Source organism: Ruegeria sp. BC1 (assembly GCF_056539305.1).
Window position 1 is genome coordinate 402,278 of sequence record NZ_JBQFUT010000001.1, and the last position, 17,544, is coordinate 419,821.

Sequence of the window (17,544 nt, forward strand, 5' to 3'; positions counted from 1 at the left end):
CTTTGGGGGGGGCTTTTCAAGGGGCAACAGCCTTACTTCGGAGCACCGTGTGCGGAGCCGGATTGTTTGGCCTGTTGTTCAGCCTGTTGGTTTGCGGCTTCACCGGCGGCGGCGCCGATTGCGGCCTTTTGTTCTTCGCTGATGTTTTCGGCCTCATCCAGTCCGGGGATTGCAACGCGTACCTCACGGCGGGCAAAGTCGATGCCGTTCTCTTTGAACGCGGCCTTGACCCGGTTGAAGATTTCCTTGCGCAGGGTGAACTGTTTACCCGGCTTGGCCATGAACTTGCCTCGGATGATCATGCCGACATCGTCAAAGTCGAAAACACCCTGCGATTTGAATGGTTGCAGGAAGCCATCCTTGTGGACCTCGTCCTCCATCATCTCGGCACCGATCTTCTTAAAGATTTTCTTGACCTTGTTGGGGTCGGTGTCGAAGGGCACGGTAAATTTCAACTTCATGATGACCCAGTCGCGGCTGTAGTTGGTCAGCTTCTGAATCTCGCCGTAAGGAATGGTGTGGACCGGACCACGGTGGTGACGCAGCTGCATCGAGCGGATCGAGATCTTTTCAACCGTCCCAGTGGTGCCACCCACGTCGACATATTCGCCAACGCGAAAGGCGTCGTCGATCAGGAAGAAAATCCCACCGACGATGTCCGAGACCAGTTTCTGTGCGCCGAAACCGATGGCCAGGCCAAGGATACCGGCACCGGCCAGCAGCGGCGTGATGTCCAGACCCAGCGCGCCCAGCGCGAGGAGAACAAAGATCACCGCAATCGCGACCTGTGCAGTCACACGCAACAGGGGCAAGACAGTTGCCAGTCGCGATCCGCCAGCACCACCACCTTCACCGGCTTCTTCATCCGGGCTTTGTCCGGCTGCCGTCATCTCTTTTGCCAGACGACGGTTGATCCAGAGCGATACAACCTCATTCAGAATGTATCCGACGGCAATGATGATGAAGAATTGAATGACCTTACTGCCGGATTCTGTGCTGCCGCCCGCGATCTCTCGCAGGTCCAGATCCCAGGCGTTGGCGATCATCAGGATGACGAGCACACCGGCCAGAACACGACCGATGCGGATGTAGCTGCGTTTTGTGGATTTATAGGCACGTTCGGCCACCGGGCCTTCACCAAGCATCGGGGGCTGAAGATGGCGCACCAATCCACGTATCAACGTGTCCAGAGCGGGTGCGATCAGCAACCAGAACATGGTGGTAAAATGTGCCCCCTGAACCAACAGGGCGATAGTCGTTGGATCGCGTTGCGCGGCAAGAAATTCGACCAACAGCCAGATCACCGCCGATACGCCGATGGCGAAATAGGGATAGTAATAGGCCACTTCTTCGTCGAACTTGGTGTGATCTGGATCCGTTCCCAGCATCATCTGCGAAAGGCCTTCGCGGGCTTTCCACGCGATTACACCAATGTAGATGTGAATTGCTGCATTCAGCCAGAATCCGATACGTGTATCGTCACCGGTGATTCCGTTGAGCGCGTTGAAATGAATTACAAACAGCGTGAACCCAATCAGCATCAACAGACCGATCAAATTGCGATGCAGGTATTTTGCCCAGTGATCGTCGATATTCACCAAGCGAAAGTGCGGTTTGTTCGGCGCTAGAATGAACCGCGAGGCAGCAGCACCAAGGCGGGGAATCCAGATCAGGTAGAAAACAAAGGGGGCTGCGTAGGTTATCTGTTCCGGGGTCAGCAGGCCGCGTCCAAGCGCACGGATGACCACATAGAAAACGACCAGCCCGGCGATCTCGTGGCAGAAGCGCCCAAACAGGTATCGAACTGCGCCCCACAGATCATTCTCGTCCTTCATTTCGTCCGGTTTGTGCCATTTGCGAGTAAGGAGGCCGAACAGCTTTTCCGCGATGAAGCCAGCCACCAGAACGCTCAGGACCAGCCCCATAAGGACAAAGACGCCGTTTGATCCAAACGTGCCAACAAAATTCTCGTAGGCGATGGCCTGTGCGACGAAGATATTGGGCAAGGTGGTTGCGACATGTGTCCACGACGCAACCATTTCGGCCCAAATCTCGTTAATCTCTGTTATTGGGTCTTCGCGATCTGCCGCAGCTGCGGCATTTTTCTCGGCCACGGCGTCCAGCCGTTCAAGCAGGATTGACCGGACCTGGTCGTCCGACATGCGCGCGACCATGTCATCGACCTGTTCAGGGGTCAAATCGTCGGGAATTGTAATGGTTGCTGGTGTATCAGTAGTACCGCTTATCTGGGCGAGAGCCGGTCCAGTTAACAAAACGACTGAAAGTATCGCCAAAAAAAGACGAATTGGGTGAAACATCGAATCTGTCCTCGAGCACAAGTCTTTGTGATTTTGGGACGATCATAGGTCTAAGTGCCCGAGTTTCCCAGATGTTTTACTGTTTTGAGCCAGGTGTCGGTGCCCGAAGCCAAAAAAAAGGCCGAGCACTAAGCTCGGCCGTAGTCCAACAGGGAGGTATGAAGATGATGAGCGTTTCAGCATCATCGCCTTCGAGAGCTCATTTAGGGATCAGTTTGTTAACGATCAAGGCTAATTACACTGATTGCTTGTCATTCCCGCTATGCCGTTAATGCATAGCTAGAGTTTTCCCATCTGCTTCAGATGCTTGCGTTGGGCAATGATCTCATCTTGCACGAAGTCGCGGAAAGCGGCCACGCGTTTGGAATGCCTCAATTCCTCGGGGTAGGCGAGGTAAACGGGTACATCTGCGGTTTCAACATCCGACAGGATCGGAACCAACTGTGGAAAGTCCTGCGTAACGTAATCCGGTAGCACACCGATCCCCAGATCGTGCAGCACGCCCTGGAGCACACCGAAATAGTTGTTCACCGTCAAAAGTGAGCCGGGGTTGTAGGTCATCAGGTGCCGTACCATTCCGGCGCTGGCACCGACCTGTGGCGCGGAAGGCGTTTGGCAAATCAGGCGGTGATCTTTGATCTCTTCTGGTGATTTGAGCATTCCGCCGTGTGTGTCGATATAATCCTGTGTTGCATAAAGCTGCATCTGGACTGTCATCAGCCGTTTGCGGATCAGATCGGCCTGACTGGGTTCCTTCATACGGATTGCCACGTCGGCCTCGCGCATCGGCAGGTCCAGAACGCGTTCCTCAAGCATCAGGTCAATATTGAGGTCGGGGTATTGCTCATACAGTTTTGGCAGGCGCGGAGCCAGCCAGAGGGTACCAAAGCCAAAGGTTGTAGTGACACGCAAAACGCCAAAAACTTCTTCTTCGCTATCCCGGATACGCGCTGCGGCTGCGTCCAGTCGTTTTGACATTGCCGAGGTCGCATCGAACAGCAACTCTCCTTGTTCGGTCAGGATCAATCCGCGGGCATGGCGATGGAACAGAGTCGAATCAAGTGATTCTTCCAGTGCTCTGATCTGACGACTGACCGCAGATTGCGACAAATTCAGTTTGTCGCCTGCATGAGTCAGGCTGCCAGCATCCGCAACTGCATGAAATATTCTAAGCTTGTCCCAATCCATTGCCGCAACTTTCGTAATCTTTTGGAACGCCTATATGAAATAGGTAACAACTTCTACATTCAATCAACGAAATCCTTAGGACTCAGAGGATAAACACTATGAAGGTCAGCAATTATGACCTAAGATAGTAAAAAATGTAGCACACTGATCTGACGAGGGGAGGCGTCTGATGAGTCAGCCACAAATATCGCTGAACGACCGGTTTGATCTGGAAAAGAACCCAATTCTGCTCAATGGCACTCAAGCGCTTGTGCGCCTGATGCTGATGCAAAAGGCACGGGATACACAGGCGGGGCTAAATACCGCAGGTTTAGTGACCGGGTATCGTGGGTCACCGCTTGGTGCGGTCGACCAGCAGATGATGCGAGCAGAAAGGCAACTGGCCGAAAGCGACATCACTTTTCAATTCGGGTTGAATGAAGACTTGGCTGCGACAGCCCTCTGGGGCAGCCAGCAGGCCGGGTTGCGTGGGGATGGCCGTTTCGATGGCGTGTTCGGGCTTTGGTACGGCAAGGGGCCGGGGGTTGATCGATCCGGCGATGTGATGCGCCACGCCAACATGGCTGGCACTGCCAAACATGGCGGCGTGCTGATGGCGATGGGGGATGACCACACCGGCGAAAGTTCGACCGTATTGCATCAGTCTGAATGGTCGCTGGTCGATATGTATATGCCGATCGTCAGCCCGGCGGGTGTGCAGGAAATTCTAGACTATGGCATCTACGGGTTTGCGCTCAGCCGGTTTTCGGGGCTTTGGGTCGGGCTAAAGACGATGAAAGACACGATCGAGGTCACCTCGGTTGTGGACGGCAGCGCTGATCGAATGAAACTGGCTTTGCCCCAGTTCGACATGCCTGAAGGCGGTCTGAATATCCGGTTGGGTGATACGCCTCACCTTCAGGAAGGGCGGATTATCGATTTTAAACGTTTTGCCGCCGAGACGTTCTCGCACGCTAACAAGATGGACAAACGCGTTTGGGGGAAGCCTGGTGCCAAGATCGGGTTTGTCGCCGCAGGTAAAAACTGGCTGGACCTGGCTCACGCTATGTCGCTGCTGAATATTGACGCGGAGGAGGCCGATCGCCTGGGAATCACGACCTACAAGATCGGTCAGACCTTCCCGTTGGATATGGCCGGGTTCCATGACTGGGCTGAAGGGCTGGACCTAATTGTTATCGTTGAAGAAAAGCGAAAACTGATCGAGGTTCAGGTCAAGGAAGCTATCTTTGATGATCGCCGGGGCCGTCGTGTTTATGGCTGGTACAAGGGTGGAGCAGGGACACTGCACCGTGAAGAATTGTTCCCAACACGTGGCGCTCTGGACCCGAACATGATCGCCGAAAAGCTGGGCGAGATCCTGATCGAAGAGGGCCGCGATACAGATGGCGTTCGCGCCGGTTTGGCCAAACTTTCCGAGGCGCGCCGGGCCGACAACGCCGAAGAAATAGCGACACGGCTGCCGTATTTCTGTTCAGGATGCCCCCATAACAGTTCGACCCGTTTGCCCGAGGGCAGCCGCGCATTTGCAGGCATTGGCTGTCACTACATGGTGCAGTGGATGGACCGGGAAACCACCGGTTTCACACAGATGGGGGGCGAAGGCGTAAACTGGGTCGGTGAAGCGCCGTTCTCGACCACCAAGCACGTGTTCCAGAACCTAGGCGACGGGACCTATAACCATTCGGGCGTGCAGGCAATCCGCGCGGCCCTGTCGGCGGGTACCAACATTACCTTCAAGATCCTTTTCAACGATGCGGTCGCCATGACCGGAGGGCAGGAAAATGAAGGTGGACTGACTGCAGAACGAATTGTCGCCGAGGTCAAGGCCATGGGCGTGCAACATGTCGCCGTCGTCTATGATGAGAAAGAGGATGTTGACCTTAAGGCTTTGCCATCTGGCGTCGAAACCTTTGAGCGCGCGGAATTGATGCAGGTGCAGGAACGGTTCCGCGAGATCGAAGGGGTCTCGGTCATTGTTTACATTCAAACCTGTGCTGCTGAAAAACGTCGTCGACGCAAGCGGGGCACATTCCCCGACCCAGACAAACGGGTGTTTATCAATACAGACATATGTGAGGGCTGCGGTGATTGCGGTGTTCAGTCGAATTGTGTGTCGATCGTGCCGAAGGAAACCGAACTTGGCCGTAAAAGGGCGATTGACCAATCGAGTTGCAATAAGGATTTCTCTTGCCTCAATGGGTTTTGCCCTTCGTTTGTGACGCTGGAAGGCGCAATTATCCGTAAGGAGGCAACGACAGAGATCGATCTTCCAGACCTGCCTCAACCCGTATTACCCGCGATCAAGGGGACGCATAACGTTGTGATTACCGGGGTCGGAGGCACCGGCGTCGTGACTTTGGGTGCCATTTTGGCCCAAGCTGCGCAAATCGACGGCAAAGGTGCCGGGATGATGGAAATGGCAGGCCTGGCCCAAAAGGGTGGCGCGGTGAATATTCACTGCCGCCTGGCCAACCGCCCCGAAGATATCAGCGCAATTCGGGTGGCAACCGGAGAGGCGCACGCGTTGATTGGCGGAGATCTGGTCGTGTCTGCCGGTGCCAAAACTCTGGGGCTGACACGTGCAGGTCAAACTGGAGCTGTGGTAAATAGCCATGAAACCGTTACCGGGGATTTTACACGCGATACCGAATTTAGGGTGCCGGGGGATAGGCTGGAACTGGCGTTGCAAGCGCGGCTGAAAGACGATGTTTCTCTGTTCGATGCGACCGACCTAGCGCGCGCCGTAATGGGGGATTCTATCTATTCTAATATGATGGTGTTCGGCGCTGCCTGGCAACGGGGCCTGCTGCCTGTGAGCCACGACGCGATTTTGAAGGCCATAGAGCTGAACGGAACTGCGGTTGAGCGAAACAAGCGCGCGTTCGATATTGGCCGCTGGGCTGTTCTGCATCCGAATGAGGTTGCGGGTATACTGGAACCCAGCCTGACAGAGCTGCCTAAAACTACTGAGCAGATGATTGAGTTTCGCGCTCAACACTTGGCAGTGTACCAAAGCGGTGGGTTGGCGAAACGATACCGCAAGCTGGTGGAGGTGTTCGAGGACGACGGAATTCGTGAAGCCGTGGCAAAAGGTTACCACAAGCTGTTGTCCTATAAGGATGAATACGAAGTGGCCCGACTGATGCTGGACAGTCGCGAAAAAGCTGCGGCCGAGTTTGACGGGGATTTCAAAATGACATTCCATCTGGCTCCACCAATTTTGGGTGGCACTGGTTCGGACGGTCGCCCCAAAAAACGGGCGTTCGGGGAATGGACGCTGGGGCTGATGAAGGTTCTGGCTCGGTTGAGATTCTTGCGGGGAACGCCATTGGACATCTTTGGTTACAGTGCCGAACGCAGGATGGAACGGGCGCTGATTAAACAATATGAGCGGGATATCAAAGAGATATCATCGTTAGTTACACCCCAAACACGCAAAGCTGTGATTGCTTTGGCCGCATTGCCGCTGGATATTCGCGGGTTCGGTCCGGTCTTGCTAGCCAACGAAGTCAAAGCCGCAAAACGGCGTGAGGAGCTGCTGGCCACTATTCGAAACGGAGGGCCCGAAGTGCGCGCAGCGGCGGAGTAAATCGTCACAGGACTGTCACGAAACCTAGGCAAGATTGTGGTTTGCACTTATTTTGCAGGCAACAGATCCTGGAGACCCGAATGCCCTCGCGCCACCATGTCGCTCGTGACATTTCTTATGCATTCTCTGCCGAAACAAAAGGCGGACGTATGGTCATCAAGCTGATGGAGAACACGACCGGGCGCATGCGCCTGATCAAACGCGCGGACGGGTATGACAAGGAGGTCGCCGAGGGGCGCGACTTCTGGTCGGTGATGGTTGAGCGTTATGGATTGTCGTTGGATGTGGCTGGCGGGTCGTTATCGAATGTTCCGAAAACCGGGCCGCTGATCCTGATTGCCAACCATCCTTACGGCATTCTGGACGGATTGATGATGGGCCACATTCTGTCGCAGACGCGCGGAGAATTTCGCATTCTGGCCAATCACGTGTTTCGCAAGGCCGAAGATCTGAATCGCATCATTCTGCCGATTTCTTTCGATGAATCGAAAGATGCAATGAAACAGAACCTTCAGACCCGAAAAGAGGCTTTGACTTATCTGGGCGAGGGTGGAGCGATCGGTATTTTCCCGGGCGGCACAGTCAGCACCGGGCTGAAGCCTTTTTCACACCCTATGGATCCCGGCTGGCGTGGGTTCACAGCGCGAATGGTGGCAAAATCCAACGCAACGGTGGTGCCGGTTTTCTTTGACGGTCACACTTCGCGCCTGTTTCAGATCGCCAGTCATTTGCATAATACTCTGCGTATGGGGCTGTTGATCAAAGAGTTCAAGAAACGCGTCGACACGCCTGTAAAAGTCGTGATCGGAAAACCCATTGCGCGCGATGTTCTGGACCCGTTGGCCAAGGATACGCGCAAGATGATGGATTTCTTGCGCAAAGCCACGTATGAGCTGTCTCCGAAGCCGTTGAAGTCTTATGACTACGGCTATGAATTTGAGGAACGGCATCGCGCCTAAAGGGGCAAATGGCAGTAGGCATCTTTGATTCTGGTTTGGGCGGTTTGACCGTTCTGGACGCCGCGCAGAAACGTCTGCCGGACGTGGATTTTCTGTATTTCGCGGACAGCGCGCATGCGCCTTACGGTGTGCGTGATGCCGAGAATATATATGACCTGACACGGCGCGCAGTGACCGATCTGTGGAACCGTGGTTGCGATCTGGTGATTCTGGCCTGCAACACAGCCAGCGCAGCCGCGCTGCGCCGGATGCAGGAAGAGGGCGTGCCCGAAGGTAAGCGTGTCCTGGGCGTTTTCGTGCCTTTGATCGAAGCGCTGACCGAACGGCAATGGGGCGACAACAGCCCGCCGCGTGAGGTCGCTGTAAACCACGTGGCTTTGTTTGCGACCCCGGCCACCGTTTCTAGCCGGGCGTTTCAACGGGAACTGGCTTTTCGCGCAATTGGCGTGGACGTTGAGGCGCAGGCCTGCGGCGGCGTAGTGGATGCCATCGAAGACGGGGACTTGATCCTCGCTGAAGCGCTGGTTCGGAGCCATGTGGACGCGCTTAAGCGCAAAATGCCGGAACCGCAGGCAGCAATTCTTGGCTGTACGCATTATCCGCTGATGGCCGAAACCTTTCAGCAGGCACTCGGCCCGGATGTACAGGTGTTCAGTCAAGGCTCTCTGGTGGCCGAAAGCCTTGCAGATTATCTGCAACGCCACCCAAATATGCAGGGTAACGGCGTTGGAGGTTTTCTGACCACGGGGAAGCCGGGCTTCGTCAGCGACCGGGCAACGCAGTTTCTCCGACGACGGATCACGTTCGAGGCCGCCTGACTTAGGTCAAGGACGGCTCTGCACCTTCTCATTAATTCAAAGACCGTCGCATCGGCGGTCGTAACATGTGGCACTATGGAACAAGAGGTCTGACATGACCCACAAAATCGCAATTCTGGGCGCTTCGGGCTATACCGGCGCTGAACTGGTGCGGCTGATCGCCGAGCACCCGAATATGGAAATCACAGCCCTGGCCGCCGAGCGCAAGGCAGGTCAATCGATGGCGCAGGTCTTTCCGCATCTGCGTCATATGAATGTACCAGACTTGTGCAAAATCTCCGAGATCGACTTTTCGCAGATTGATCTGTGCTTCTGCGCCTTGCCGCATAAAACAAGCCAGGAAGTTATTAGTGACCTTCCTAAAAGCCTGAAGATCATTGATTTGTCAGCGGATTTCCGGCTGCGCGACGCGGATGAGTACGAAAAGTGGTACGGTAATCCGCATGCTGCGTTGGAGCAGCAGGAAGAGGCTGTTTACGGTCTGACTGAATTCTACCGTGACGACATTCGCAACGCGCGACTGGTGGCCGGAACCGGGTGCAACGCAGCCACGGGGCAGTATGTGTTGCGGCCGCTGATCTCGGCCGGTGTGATTGATCTGGACGATATAGTGCTGGACCTAAAATGCGCCGTATCGGGGGCTGGGCGTTCGCTGAAGGAAAACCTTCTCCACGCGGAACTCAGCGAAGGTTACAACGCATATGCTGTTGGTGGAACGCACCGCCATCTGGGCGAGTTCGATCAGGAATTCTCGGCATTGGCCGGTCGGACAGTACATGTGCAGTTCACTCCTCATCTGATCCCGGCAAACCGGGGCATTCTGGCGACAACTTATGTAAAGGGCGATCCGGCCAGCGTGTACGAGGCGCTTGCCAAGGCCTATGAAAATGAACCCTTTATCCAGATGCTGCCTTTTGGTGAAACACCTTCGACCCACCATGTGCGGGGTTCGAATTTCTGCCATATCGGTGTTGTTGGCGATCGGATTGAACGCCGCGCCATCGTGATAGGCGCATTGGATAACCTGACAAAAGGTAGCAGTGGCCAAGCCTTGCAGAACGCCAACCTGATGTTAGGTGAGACTGAAACCGCGGGCTTGATGATGGCCCCGCTGTTCCCGTGAGGATAAAATGAAAACGCTCAAGAAACGTCGTCGAGTACAAGTCATTTTGCTGGCCGTCGTGGCTCTGGCCTTGTCGACAGTGTTGATTGGGTACGCGATGCGCGACGGTATCAACTTTTTCCGCTCACCCAGTCAGGTCATCGCGGAACCGCCAAAACCCACCGAAGTGTTTCGGATCGGCGGTTTGGTCGAGGATGGTTCGATCATTCGCGGACAGGGTGAAACGGTGCACTTCGTTGTCACGGATGGAGGCGAAAGCGTGAAGGTTTCGTTTACCGGTGTTCTACCTGATTTGTTTTCGGAAAATCAGGGTATGATTGGCACGGGTTCTTACGTGAATGGTGTATTTGAAGCCACTGAAATACTTGCGAAGCATGACGAAACTTACATGCCGAAAGAGGTTATGGACGCCCTCAAGGAGCAGGGTGTTTACAAGGAATCCGGCGAAAGCTGAAACCATGTAAGTGGTAAAGACCTTAAATAGGGCGTTGCGGGAGCAGCGCCCTTTCTTGTTGGTCGCAATTAACCTTCTTGCCCCAGCGTTTGTTTGACAACAAACGGAGGGTTCGATGCGAACGGTGCGACAGATTGCGACTGAAATCGTGGCGCGCGAAGGTGGTTTTGTGGACGATCAGGATGATCCCGGTGGTGCAACAAAATACGGCGTGACAATTCACACGTTGCGCCGTTTGAGGCTGGACCTTACTGGCGACAGCTCGATCAACGTCGATGACGTGCGGTTGCTAAACAAATCTCAGGCAATTGATATCTTTGTCCGTCACTATTTTGAGATGCCCCGGCTGGGGCTATTGCCGCGGCAACTACAGCCGACGGTTTTTGATATGTATGTAAACGCCGGCGCCCAAGCCGTGAAAATCTTGCAGCGACTGTTGCGTGACATGGGGTTTGAAGTTTCGGTTGACGGAATTGTGGGGCCTGAAACCGCGCTGGCTTGTGGCGATGCGGCAATTCCTGAACCGGCTGCTTTGCGGGATGCGTACGGTGTTGCGCGCCGCAATTATTATTTTCGCCTTGCCGATCACAGGCCCACTTTACGTAAATACGCGAGAACCCGTGTAGGGGGAAAAGGTGGTTGGATACGGCGTGCAGAAGAGTTTGTTTCGGCGGCTTATCACCTGAGCGATGTGGACTTCCAGAGGAGGGTAGCCAGATGGGACTGATCTCAGGTGTGTTGGCGTTTCTATTTGGTGGCGGGCGTAATGTTGTTCGAGAAACCGCTGAAATATTTAGAGAAAACACCGAAAAGGGTGCTGAGCGTAGTTTAAATCTGCAACAACAGGCGATGACGCAGTTCGGGTCCGAGTTTCAGGTGCCGCGAAAGGGGGGCTTTGATCGTTTCATGGATGGGCTAAATCGCTTACCACGCCCGGCCATGGCGCTTGGCACCTTGGGTCTGTTCATTGCTGCCATGGTGGACCCTTTGTGGTTTTCAGCTCGAATGCAGGGGATCGCTTTGGTGCCCGAACCTTTGTGGTGGCTGCTGGGAGTAGTTGTTTCATTTTATTTCGGCGCGCGCCATCAGGCCAAGGTGCAGGATATGCAGCGTGAAATTACTGCAACAATGCGGAGGACACCTCAGGTATTGGACAATCTTCGGGCGTTGAAGGAGTTACGAGCGGGTAGCATTGGGACAGCCGATCCGGGTACGGATGTTGTGTTGGCTGAACAGACGAGTCATCCCGATAAAAACCCTGCGCTTGAAGACTGGAGGCGTAAGCGCGTGTCGTGACCCGCGACACTATGCTCACCCCGTAGGGGTGAAAGTGATTGGTGCTCTCCCCGCAACAGGATTATATCCGTGGCCATGATTACTGAACTTGGCCACTTTGCCCTGATACTCGCTTTTCTGGTTGCCGTTGTGCAATCAGTGGTTCCCCTGATAGGCGCCGCCAAACGGTGGCCCGGCTGGATGACCTTTGCCGAACCTGCAGCGATCATACAGTTCCTTTTGGTTGGGTTTTCGTTCGGGGCATTGGTCTGGGCCTTTGTGACCTCGGATTTTTCGCTTCGGATTGTTGTTGAAAACAGCCACTCGGCCAAGCCGATGCTGTACAAAATCAGCGGCACCTGGGGTAACCACGAAGGCTCCATGCTGCTGTGGGTGCTGATTGTCTCGTTGTTTGGTGCAATGGCGGCGTTTTTCGGGGGTGGCTTGCCGCCCACACTGAAAGCTCGGGTTCTGGCGGTTCAAGCGTCCATTGCCGTGGCTTTCTTTGCGTTCATCCTGTTTACGTCAAACCCGTTTGACCGGCTAATCGTGGCACCGTTTGATGGCCGCGACCTGAACCCGCTATTGCAGGATCCCGGTTTGGCCTTTCATCCACCGTTTCTGTACCTGGGGTATGTTGGCCTAAGTATGGCGTTCAGCTTTGCGGTTGCCGCCCTGATTGAGGGGCGCATCGATGCGGCTTGGGGCCGGTGGGTTCGGCCCTGGACATTGGCTGCGTGGATTTTCCTGACCATTGGCATCGCGCTTGGCTCCTGGTGGGCTTATTACGAACTAGGCTGGGGCGGATTCTGGTTCTGGGATCCGGTTGAAAATGCCTCGTTCATGCCGTGGCTTCTGGCCGCCGCCTTGCTGCATTCTGCAATTGTTGTGGAAAAGCGCGAGGCGCTTAAAAGCTGGACTATTCTGCTGGCCATCATCGCGTTCGGGTTCTCACTGATCGGGACATTCATTGTGCGGTCGGGCTTGCTGACGTCAGTGCATGCCTTCGCCAGCGACCCCGAACGGGGCGTGTTCATCCTGTTCATTCTTGTGATCTTCATTGGTGGTGCCCTGACGTTGTTCGCAGCCCGCGCACAAGCTATGGAGGCCAAAGGCGTTTTCGGCATGGTTAGCCGTGAAAGCGCGCTGGTGCTGAACAACATCTTGCTGGCTGTAAGTTGTTTCGTGGTGTTCTTTGGAACAATGTGGCCGATGGTGGCTGAGATGGCGTTTGATCGAAAACTCTCGGTCGGTGCGCCGTTCTTCAATTCTGCGTTCACGCCTTTCATGATTGCTTTGGGGATTGCATTGCCGATTGGTGCGATGCTGCCGTGGAAGCGGGGCGGGCTGGGCAAAGCGGCTTATTCCTTGCGGTATGCCTTTGTGCTGGCTGTGGCACTGGCACTGCTGGTTTGGGTGATGCAGACCGGGCGCAGCGCGTTGGGGCCTGTCGGGTTGTTCCTGGGAGCATGGATTACTTTCGGTGCAGCCGTCGATTTGTGGAGCCGGACCGGCCGCAAGGGCAATCTGAGGCGCTTATTCCGTCTGCCCGGCGCGGACTGGGGCAAGGCAGTTGCTCACACAGGTCTGGGCGTGACGATGTTCGCAATTGCTGGTCTGACCGCGTGGGAGGTTGAAGATATCCGTGTTGTGCAGGCCGGTCAGCCGTTTGAGGTGGGGCAATTCACGCTGACGCTGGAGGATGTCCGGCGGGTTCAGGGGCCAAACTATTTCTCGACCATGGCAGATGTTCTGATTGAAAAGGACGGTCGGCCTATCGGCACCCTTCATCCCGAAAAACGTGACTATCCCGTTGCGCGGATGCCGACGACTGAAGCCGCGATTGATTATCGGTTCCTGCGGGATCTCTATGTTGTGATCGGTGATCAGCAGGCAGACGGCGGCTGGGTCATGCGGACCTATATCAAGCCGTTGGCGAATTGGATCTGGGGCGGGTGCATCTTGATGGCGTTGGGCGGCCTTCTCAGCCTGTCGGATCGTCGATTCCGTGTAGCAGCGGGGGCTCGCAAAGCTCCTGCAAGCGGGGTACCTGCGGAATGAAGCGTCTTATTCTCATCCTCTCACTATTGGCTTCACCGTTATTTGCCGTACAGCCGGACGAAGTTCTGGATGATCCAGCGCTGGAGCAGCGCGCCCGTGATCTCAGTACAGGTCTGCGGTGTCTGGTCTGCCGGAATGAAAGCATCGACGAAAGCAACGCGGAACTTGCACGCGACCTGCGCATTTTGCTGCGCGAACGTCTGGTAGCCGGCGATACAGATGAAGAGGCAATTTCATTCATTGTGGAACGATACGGGGAATACGTTCTGCTCAAACCAACCACGACGGGCTCGAACATGATGTTGTGGCTGGCCGGGCCTATCATGTTGCTGATAGCGGCCGGAATGGGGTGGAGTTTTCTGCGCAAACGCGCCCAGCTTCAGGAGGTGGGTGAAAACAAGGCGCTGAGTGAAGCCGAGAAAGAACGTTTGCGCCAGATTCTTGATGACTGACCCAGGGTTCATCTTTTCCTTTGCCGCCATATAGGTCAGGGTTCTGAAAAGCTCAGACATGGTGAAGGGTCATGGAATACACAACAATCCTTTTGGACATCACGGACGATTTGGCGGTTGTTACCCTGAACCGACCGGACAAGATGAATGCTATGACAGCGCAGATGCGCGCCGAGGTTACACATGCGATGAAGCACGCTGCGCGCCATGCGCGGGCTGTTGTTTTGACCGGTTCGGGTGGTTCGTTCTGTTCGGGGCAGGATCTTGGCGACGCGTCCAGCACCGGAAAGATCGATCTAGAACGGACCCTGCGCGATGAATATGAGCCGATGCTGGAAACGATCTACGATTGTCCGGTGCCAACGATTGCGGCAGTAAACGGTCCCGCAGCAGGGGCAGGGGCAAGCCTTGCTCTGGCCGCCGACGTTGTGATTGCGACCGAAAGCGCCTACTTCCTTCAGGCTTTCGCCCGGATCGGGTTGTTGCCTGATGCCGGCGGCACTTGGTTCATGCCGCGCCAGATGGGGTTTGCCAAGGCAATGGGAGCGGCGCTGTTCGCTGACAAGATAACGGCGCGGCAAGCAGATGACTGGGGGCTTATCTGGGAGGCTGTGCCCGACGAAGAATTCGACGCGCACTGGCGCAAGCGGGCGGCCTACCTGGCCAATGGTCCGACCGCCGGGTTTGGTGCGATCAAACAGGCCATTCGCGGTACTTACGAAAAGACACTACCTCAGCAACTGGCGCGAGAAGCGCATCTGCAAGGCGAATGTGGTCGTACCCGCGACTTTTCCGAAGGCGTCGTCGCGTTCATGGAAAAACGCCCCCCGAAATTCGAGGGGCGCTGAAAAAGTTAGGCGCGACGCCGACGTCGGCCACGGCGTTCGGGCGTAGCAGCCTCGCCTTCGGTGCCATCCGAGGCCGATGAGAACGGCCCCAGAGCATCCGTGATCTGATCCAGTGTTGGGCGTGACCCTTTGGACGTCGTGTCCAGCGCTTCGCGCATCTTGCGCAGGTGATCCGGCATTGTGCCGCAGCAGCCGCCGATAATCGTTGCACCTGCATCACGGGCCATGGCCGCATAATGGCCCATCAACTCCGGCGTGCCGTCATAGTGAATATGCCCATCCACATATTTCGGGATGCCAGCATTGCCTTTCGAGATTACGGGCCGTTCGGTTCCCTGAGCGGCAAAGCCAAGCACAGTGCGCAGGATGTCCGAAGCACCAGTGCCGCAGTTCGCACCAAAGGCGATTGGCGGGTTGGGCAGGGTCTCGACCAGCTGCGCCAGGTCGGCCGACGTTACGCCCATCATGGTGCGTCCGGCGGTATCAAAGCTCATGGTGCCGCACCACGGCATGTCGGCCAGCGCAAAGGCTTCTGCAGCGGCGCGGAATTCTTCGGGTGCACTGATGGTTTCAAGCCACAAGATGTCAGCGCCGCCAGCCTTTAGGCCCTCTGCCTGTTCGTGGAACATCTCGACCGCTTCCGCGTGCGAGAGGCTGCCGACGGGTTCCATGATTTCACCGGTCGGGCCGACCGACCCAGCCACAACAACGGTGCGTCCCGCCTTGTCGGCAACTTCACGACCAAGCTCCGCGCCAATGCGGTTCAGCTCGGACACGCGGTTCTGCGCATCATGCAGTTTCAGGCGTGCAGATGTGCCGCCAAACGTGTTTGTCAGAAACAGATCACTGCCCGCATCGACTGAGCCCTGATAAAGCGCTCGGATCTTGTCGGGCGCGTCAACGTTCCAAAGCTCGGGAGCGTCCCCCGATTGCAGGCCCATATTGAACAGATTGGTACCTGTTGCTCCATCCGCCAAAATGGCATCGGCAGTTTTCAGAAGCTGGCTCAGTGCGTTTGTCATTGGAGTTATCCGAAAAATGGCACAAATGGCCCGATAAAAACAGAGGCGCCCCGTGTCTCATGGCCGGGACGTCAAATCAAATTCATAAATCTCATGAAGATCATGAGTTTTGCGTCAAGCGCCTTAAATTTCAGCCTCAGCCAAAACTTGCTCTTTGGCTTCAACCAGAAGTTCGGCCATCTTTTCCCGGATTTTCTGCTCATCCGCCAAGTCACCTAGATAGGCTTTGACTGCAACTACGACATCTTCTTCGCTGACGTTCTGAAGGTCGGCATGTACCAGTTCCTGGCCATACTTCCGAGCCTGTTCAACGGTTTCACCCTTCAACGTTGAAGCCCATACTGCCATGAACCGGTTGCGCCGCATCCGGGCGATGAATTGCATCTTTTCATCATGCGCGAATTTGTTTTCAAATGCGGCTTCACGTTCGTCGAAAGTGGTCATTGGCTGGGGCCCTCTTGGGTTACATCTTCTGTTCCGATGATATGACTATACGATGCGCTGGGTGCAAGCGATTTGCGCTGCGTCAAAGCCTCTCGGGTCAGTGAACTTGCGGGACAGGGGTGCTTGCACTATGAGGACGCCAAGGTGAAGGGAGTCATCTCCCCCCAACAGACTGGAAGGGTCGCTTATGGCGCGTCGCAAGAAAATCTACGAAGGTAAGGCCAAGATTTTGTATGAAGGCCCTGAACCGGGCACCATCGTGCAGTATTTCAAGGATGACGCCACCGCGTTCAACGCCGAGAAAAAGGACGTGATTGACGGCAAAGGCGTGCTGAACAACCGTCTGAGCGAGTTTTTCATGAACGGCCTGACACAGATCGGTGTTCCGACCCATTTCATCCGCCGCTTGAACATGCGCGAACAGCTGGTTCGCAGCTGCGAGATCGTGCCGTTGGAAGTGATTGTGCGCAACTACGCCGCTGGCACCATGTCTAAGCGTCTGGGCATTGCCGAGGGTACACAGCTGCCGCGCCCGATTGTGGAATACTGCTATAAGGACGACTCGCTGGGTGATCCTCTGGTGACCGAGGAACACATCGCCGCTTTTGGCTGGGCCAGTCAGCAGGATATGGACGATATTCTTAGCCTTGCGTTGCGCGTGAACGATTTCATGAGCGGCGTGATGCTGGCCGTCGGAATCCGTCTCGTCGACTTCAAGATTGAAATCGGTCGGGTTTTTGAGGGCGATTTCCAACGCTTGATTATCGCCGACGAGATCAGCCCTGACAGCTGCAGGCTCTGGGATATCGAGACCGGTCAGAAGCTGGACAAGGATGTATTCCGTCGCGATCTGGGTAGTCTGACCGACGCTTACTCGGAAGTTGCACGCCGTTTGGGTGTGCTGCCGCAGAGCAATGTGTCCAAGCCGACGCTGATCAACTGATCAATTCAAGTGTTTGGAAACCAAAACGCCGCTTCGTCTGAGGCGGCGTT

15 protein-coding genes are annotated in these 17,544 nt (G+C 55.5%); 11 read left to right on the plus strand and 4 right to left on the minus strand.

The window, feature by feature from the left end:
* Window positions 1-32 precede the first annotated feature (32 nt).
* Window positions 33-2,318, minus strand: a complete 2,286-nt coding sequence (locus tag ACR0IY_RS01965; RefSeq protein ID WP_480670175.1) for a mechanosensitive ion channel family protein — start codon at window positions 2,316-2,318, stop codon at window positions 33-35.
* A gap of 279 nt (window positions 2,319-2,597) precedes the next feature.
* On the minus strand, window positions 2,598-3,506 hold the full coding sequence (locus ACR0IY_RS01970; protein ID WP_480670176.1) for a LysR family transcriptional regulator: 909 nt from the start codon (window positions 3,504-3,506) through the stop codon (window positions 2,598-2,600).
* 169 nt (window positions 3,507-3,675) lie between these two features.
* Here ACR0IY_RS01970 and ACR0IY_RS01975 point away from each other — a divergent pair, with 169 nt between their 5' ends.
* The 10 genes from ACR0IY_RS01975 (at window position 3,676) to ACR0IY_RS02020 (ending at window position 15,085) form a co-directional block, all read left to right on the plus strand.
* Window positions 3,676-7,095, plus strand: coding sequence for an indolepyruvate ferredoxin oxidoreductase family protein (locus ACR0IY_RS01975; protein ID WP_480670177.1), 3,420 nt, complete (start codon window positions 3,676-3,678; stop codon window positions 7,093-7,095).
* A gap of 80 nt (window positions 7,096-7,175) precedes the next feature.
* Window positions 7,176-8,054 carry a lysophospholipid acyltransferase family protein gene (locus ACR0IY_RS01980; protein ID WP_480670178.1) on the plus strand — a complete coding sequence of 293 codons (879 nt, stop codon included), beginning with the start codon at window positions 7,176-7,178 and terminating at the stop codon, window positions 8,052-8,054.
* Between the two features lie 8 nt (window positions 8,055-8,062).
* A complete protein-coding gene (gene murI / locus ACR0IY_RS01985) occupies window positions 8,063-8,872 on the plus strand; it encodes a glutamate racemase (protein WP_480670179.1) in 810 nt (269 codons plus the stop codon).
* A gap of 94 nt (window positions 8,873-8,966) precedes the next feature.
* Window positions 8,967-9,995 (plus strand): N-acetyl-gamma-glutamyl-phosphate reductase, encoded by a 1,029-nt coding sequence (argC, locus tag ACR0IY_RS01990; protein WP_480670180.1) that lies wholly within the window; start codon window positions 8,967-8,969, stop codon window positions 9,993-9,995.
* A gap of 7 nt (window positions 9,996-10,002) precedes the next feature.
* Entirely contained in the window at window positions 10,003-10,449 is a 447-nt protein-coding gene (gene ccmE / locus ACR0IY_RS01995) for a cytochrome c maturation protein CcmE (RefSeq protein ID WP_480670181.1), read from the plus strand.
* 115 nt (window positions 10,450-10,564) lie between these two features.
* On the plus strand, window positions 10,565-11,176 hold the full coding sequence (locus ACR0IY_RS02000) for a holin-associated N-acetylmuramidase (RefSeq protein ID WP_480670182.1): 612 nt from the start codon (window positions 10,565-10,567) through the stop codon (window positions 11,174-11,176).
* Window positions 11,167-11,745, plus strand: a complete 579-nt coding sequence (locus ACR0IY_RS02005) for a holin family protein (RefSeq protein ID WP_480670183.1) — start codon at window positions 11,167-11,169, stop codon at window positions 11,743-11,745. Before ACR0IY_RS02000 ends, ACR0IY_RS02005 begins: the two co-directional genes overlap by 10 nt.
* A 75-nt stretch (window positions 11,746-11,820) precedes the next feature.
* A complete protein-coding gene (locus tag ACR0IY_RS02010) occupies window positions 11,821-13,785 on the plus strand; it encodes a heme lyase CcmF/NrfE family subunit (protein WP_480671104.1) in 1,965 nt (654 codons plus the stop codon).
* The gene (locus ACR0IY_RS02015) at window positions 13,782-14,237 is read left to right on the plus strand and encodes a cytochrome c-type biogenesis protein (RefSeq protein ID WP_480670184.1); all 456 of its coding nucleotides are present in this window, start codon (window positions 13,782-13,784) and stop codon (window positions 14,235-14,237) included. The genes ACR0IY_RS02010 and ACR0IY_RS02015 overlap by 4 nt, the downstream gene beginning before the upstream one ends.
* A 71-nt stretch (window positions 14,238-14,308) precedes the next feature.
* Complete coding sequence (locus tag ACR0IY_RS02020; protein WP_480670185.1) at window positions 14,309-15,085, plus strand: enoyl-CoA hydratase-related protein; 777 nt, start codon at window positions 14,309-14,311, stop codon at window positions 15,083-15,085.
* Between the two features lie 5 nt (window positions 15,086-15,090).
* On the opposite strand, the gene bmt is transcribed toward ACR0IY_RS02020, so the two are convergent.
* Both bmt and ACR0IY_RS02030 read right to left on the minus strand, forming a co-directional pair.
* The gene (gene bmt, locus ACR0IY_RS02025) at window positions 15,091-16,107 is read right to left on the minus strand and encodes a betaine--homocysteine S-methyltransferase (RefSeq protein ID WP_480670186.1); all 1,017 of its coding nucleotides are present in this window, start codon (window positions 16,105-16,107) and stop codon (window positions 15,091-15,093) included.
* A 123-nt stretch (window positions 16,108-16,230) separates the two neighbouring features.
* On the minus strand, window positions 16,231-16,551 hold the full coding sequence (locus ACR0IY_RS02030) for a DUF1476 domain-containing protein (RefSeq protein ID WP_480670187.1): 321 nt from the start codon (window positions 16,549-16,551) through the stop codon (window positions 16,231-16,233).
* A 187-nt stretch (window positions 16,552-16,738) separates the two neighbouring features.
* Between ACR0IY_RS02030 and purC the strand changes: the two genes are divergently transcribed.
* Window positions 16,739-17,494 (plus strand): phosphoribosylaminoimidazolesuccinocarboxamide synthase, encoded by a 756-nt coding sequence (gene purC, locus ACR0IY_RS02035; protein ID WP_480670188.1) that lies wholly within the window; start codon window positions 16,739-16,741, stop codon window positions 17,492-17,494.
* Window positions 17,495-17,544: the final 50 nt, after the last annotated feature.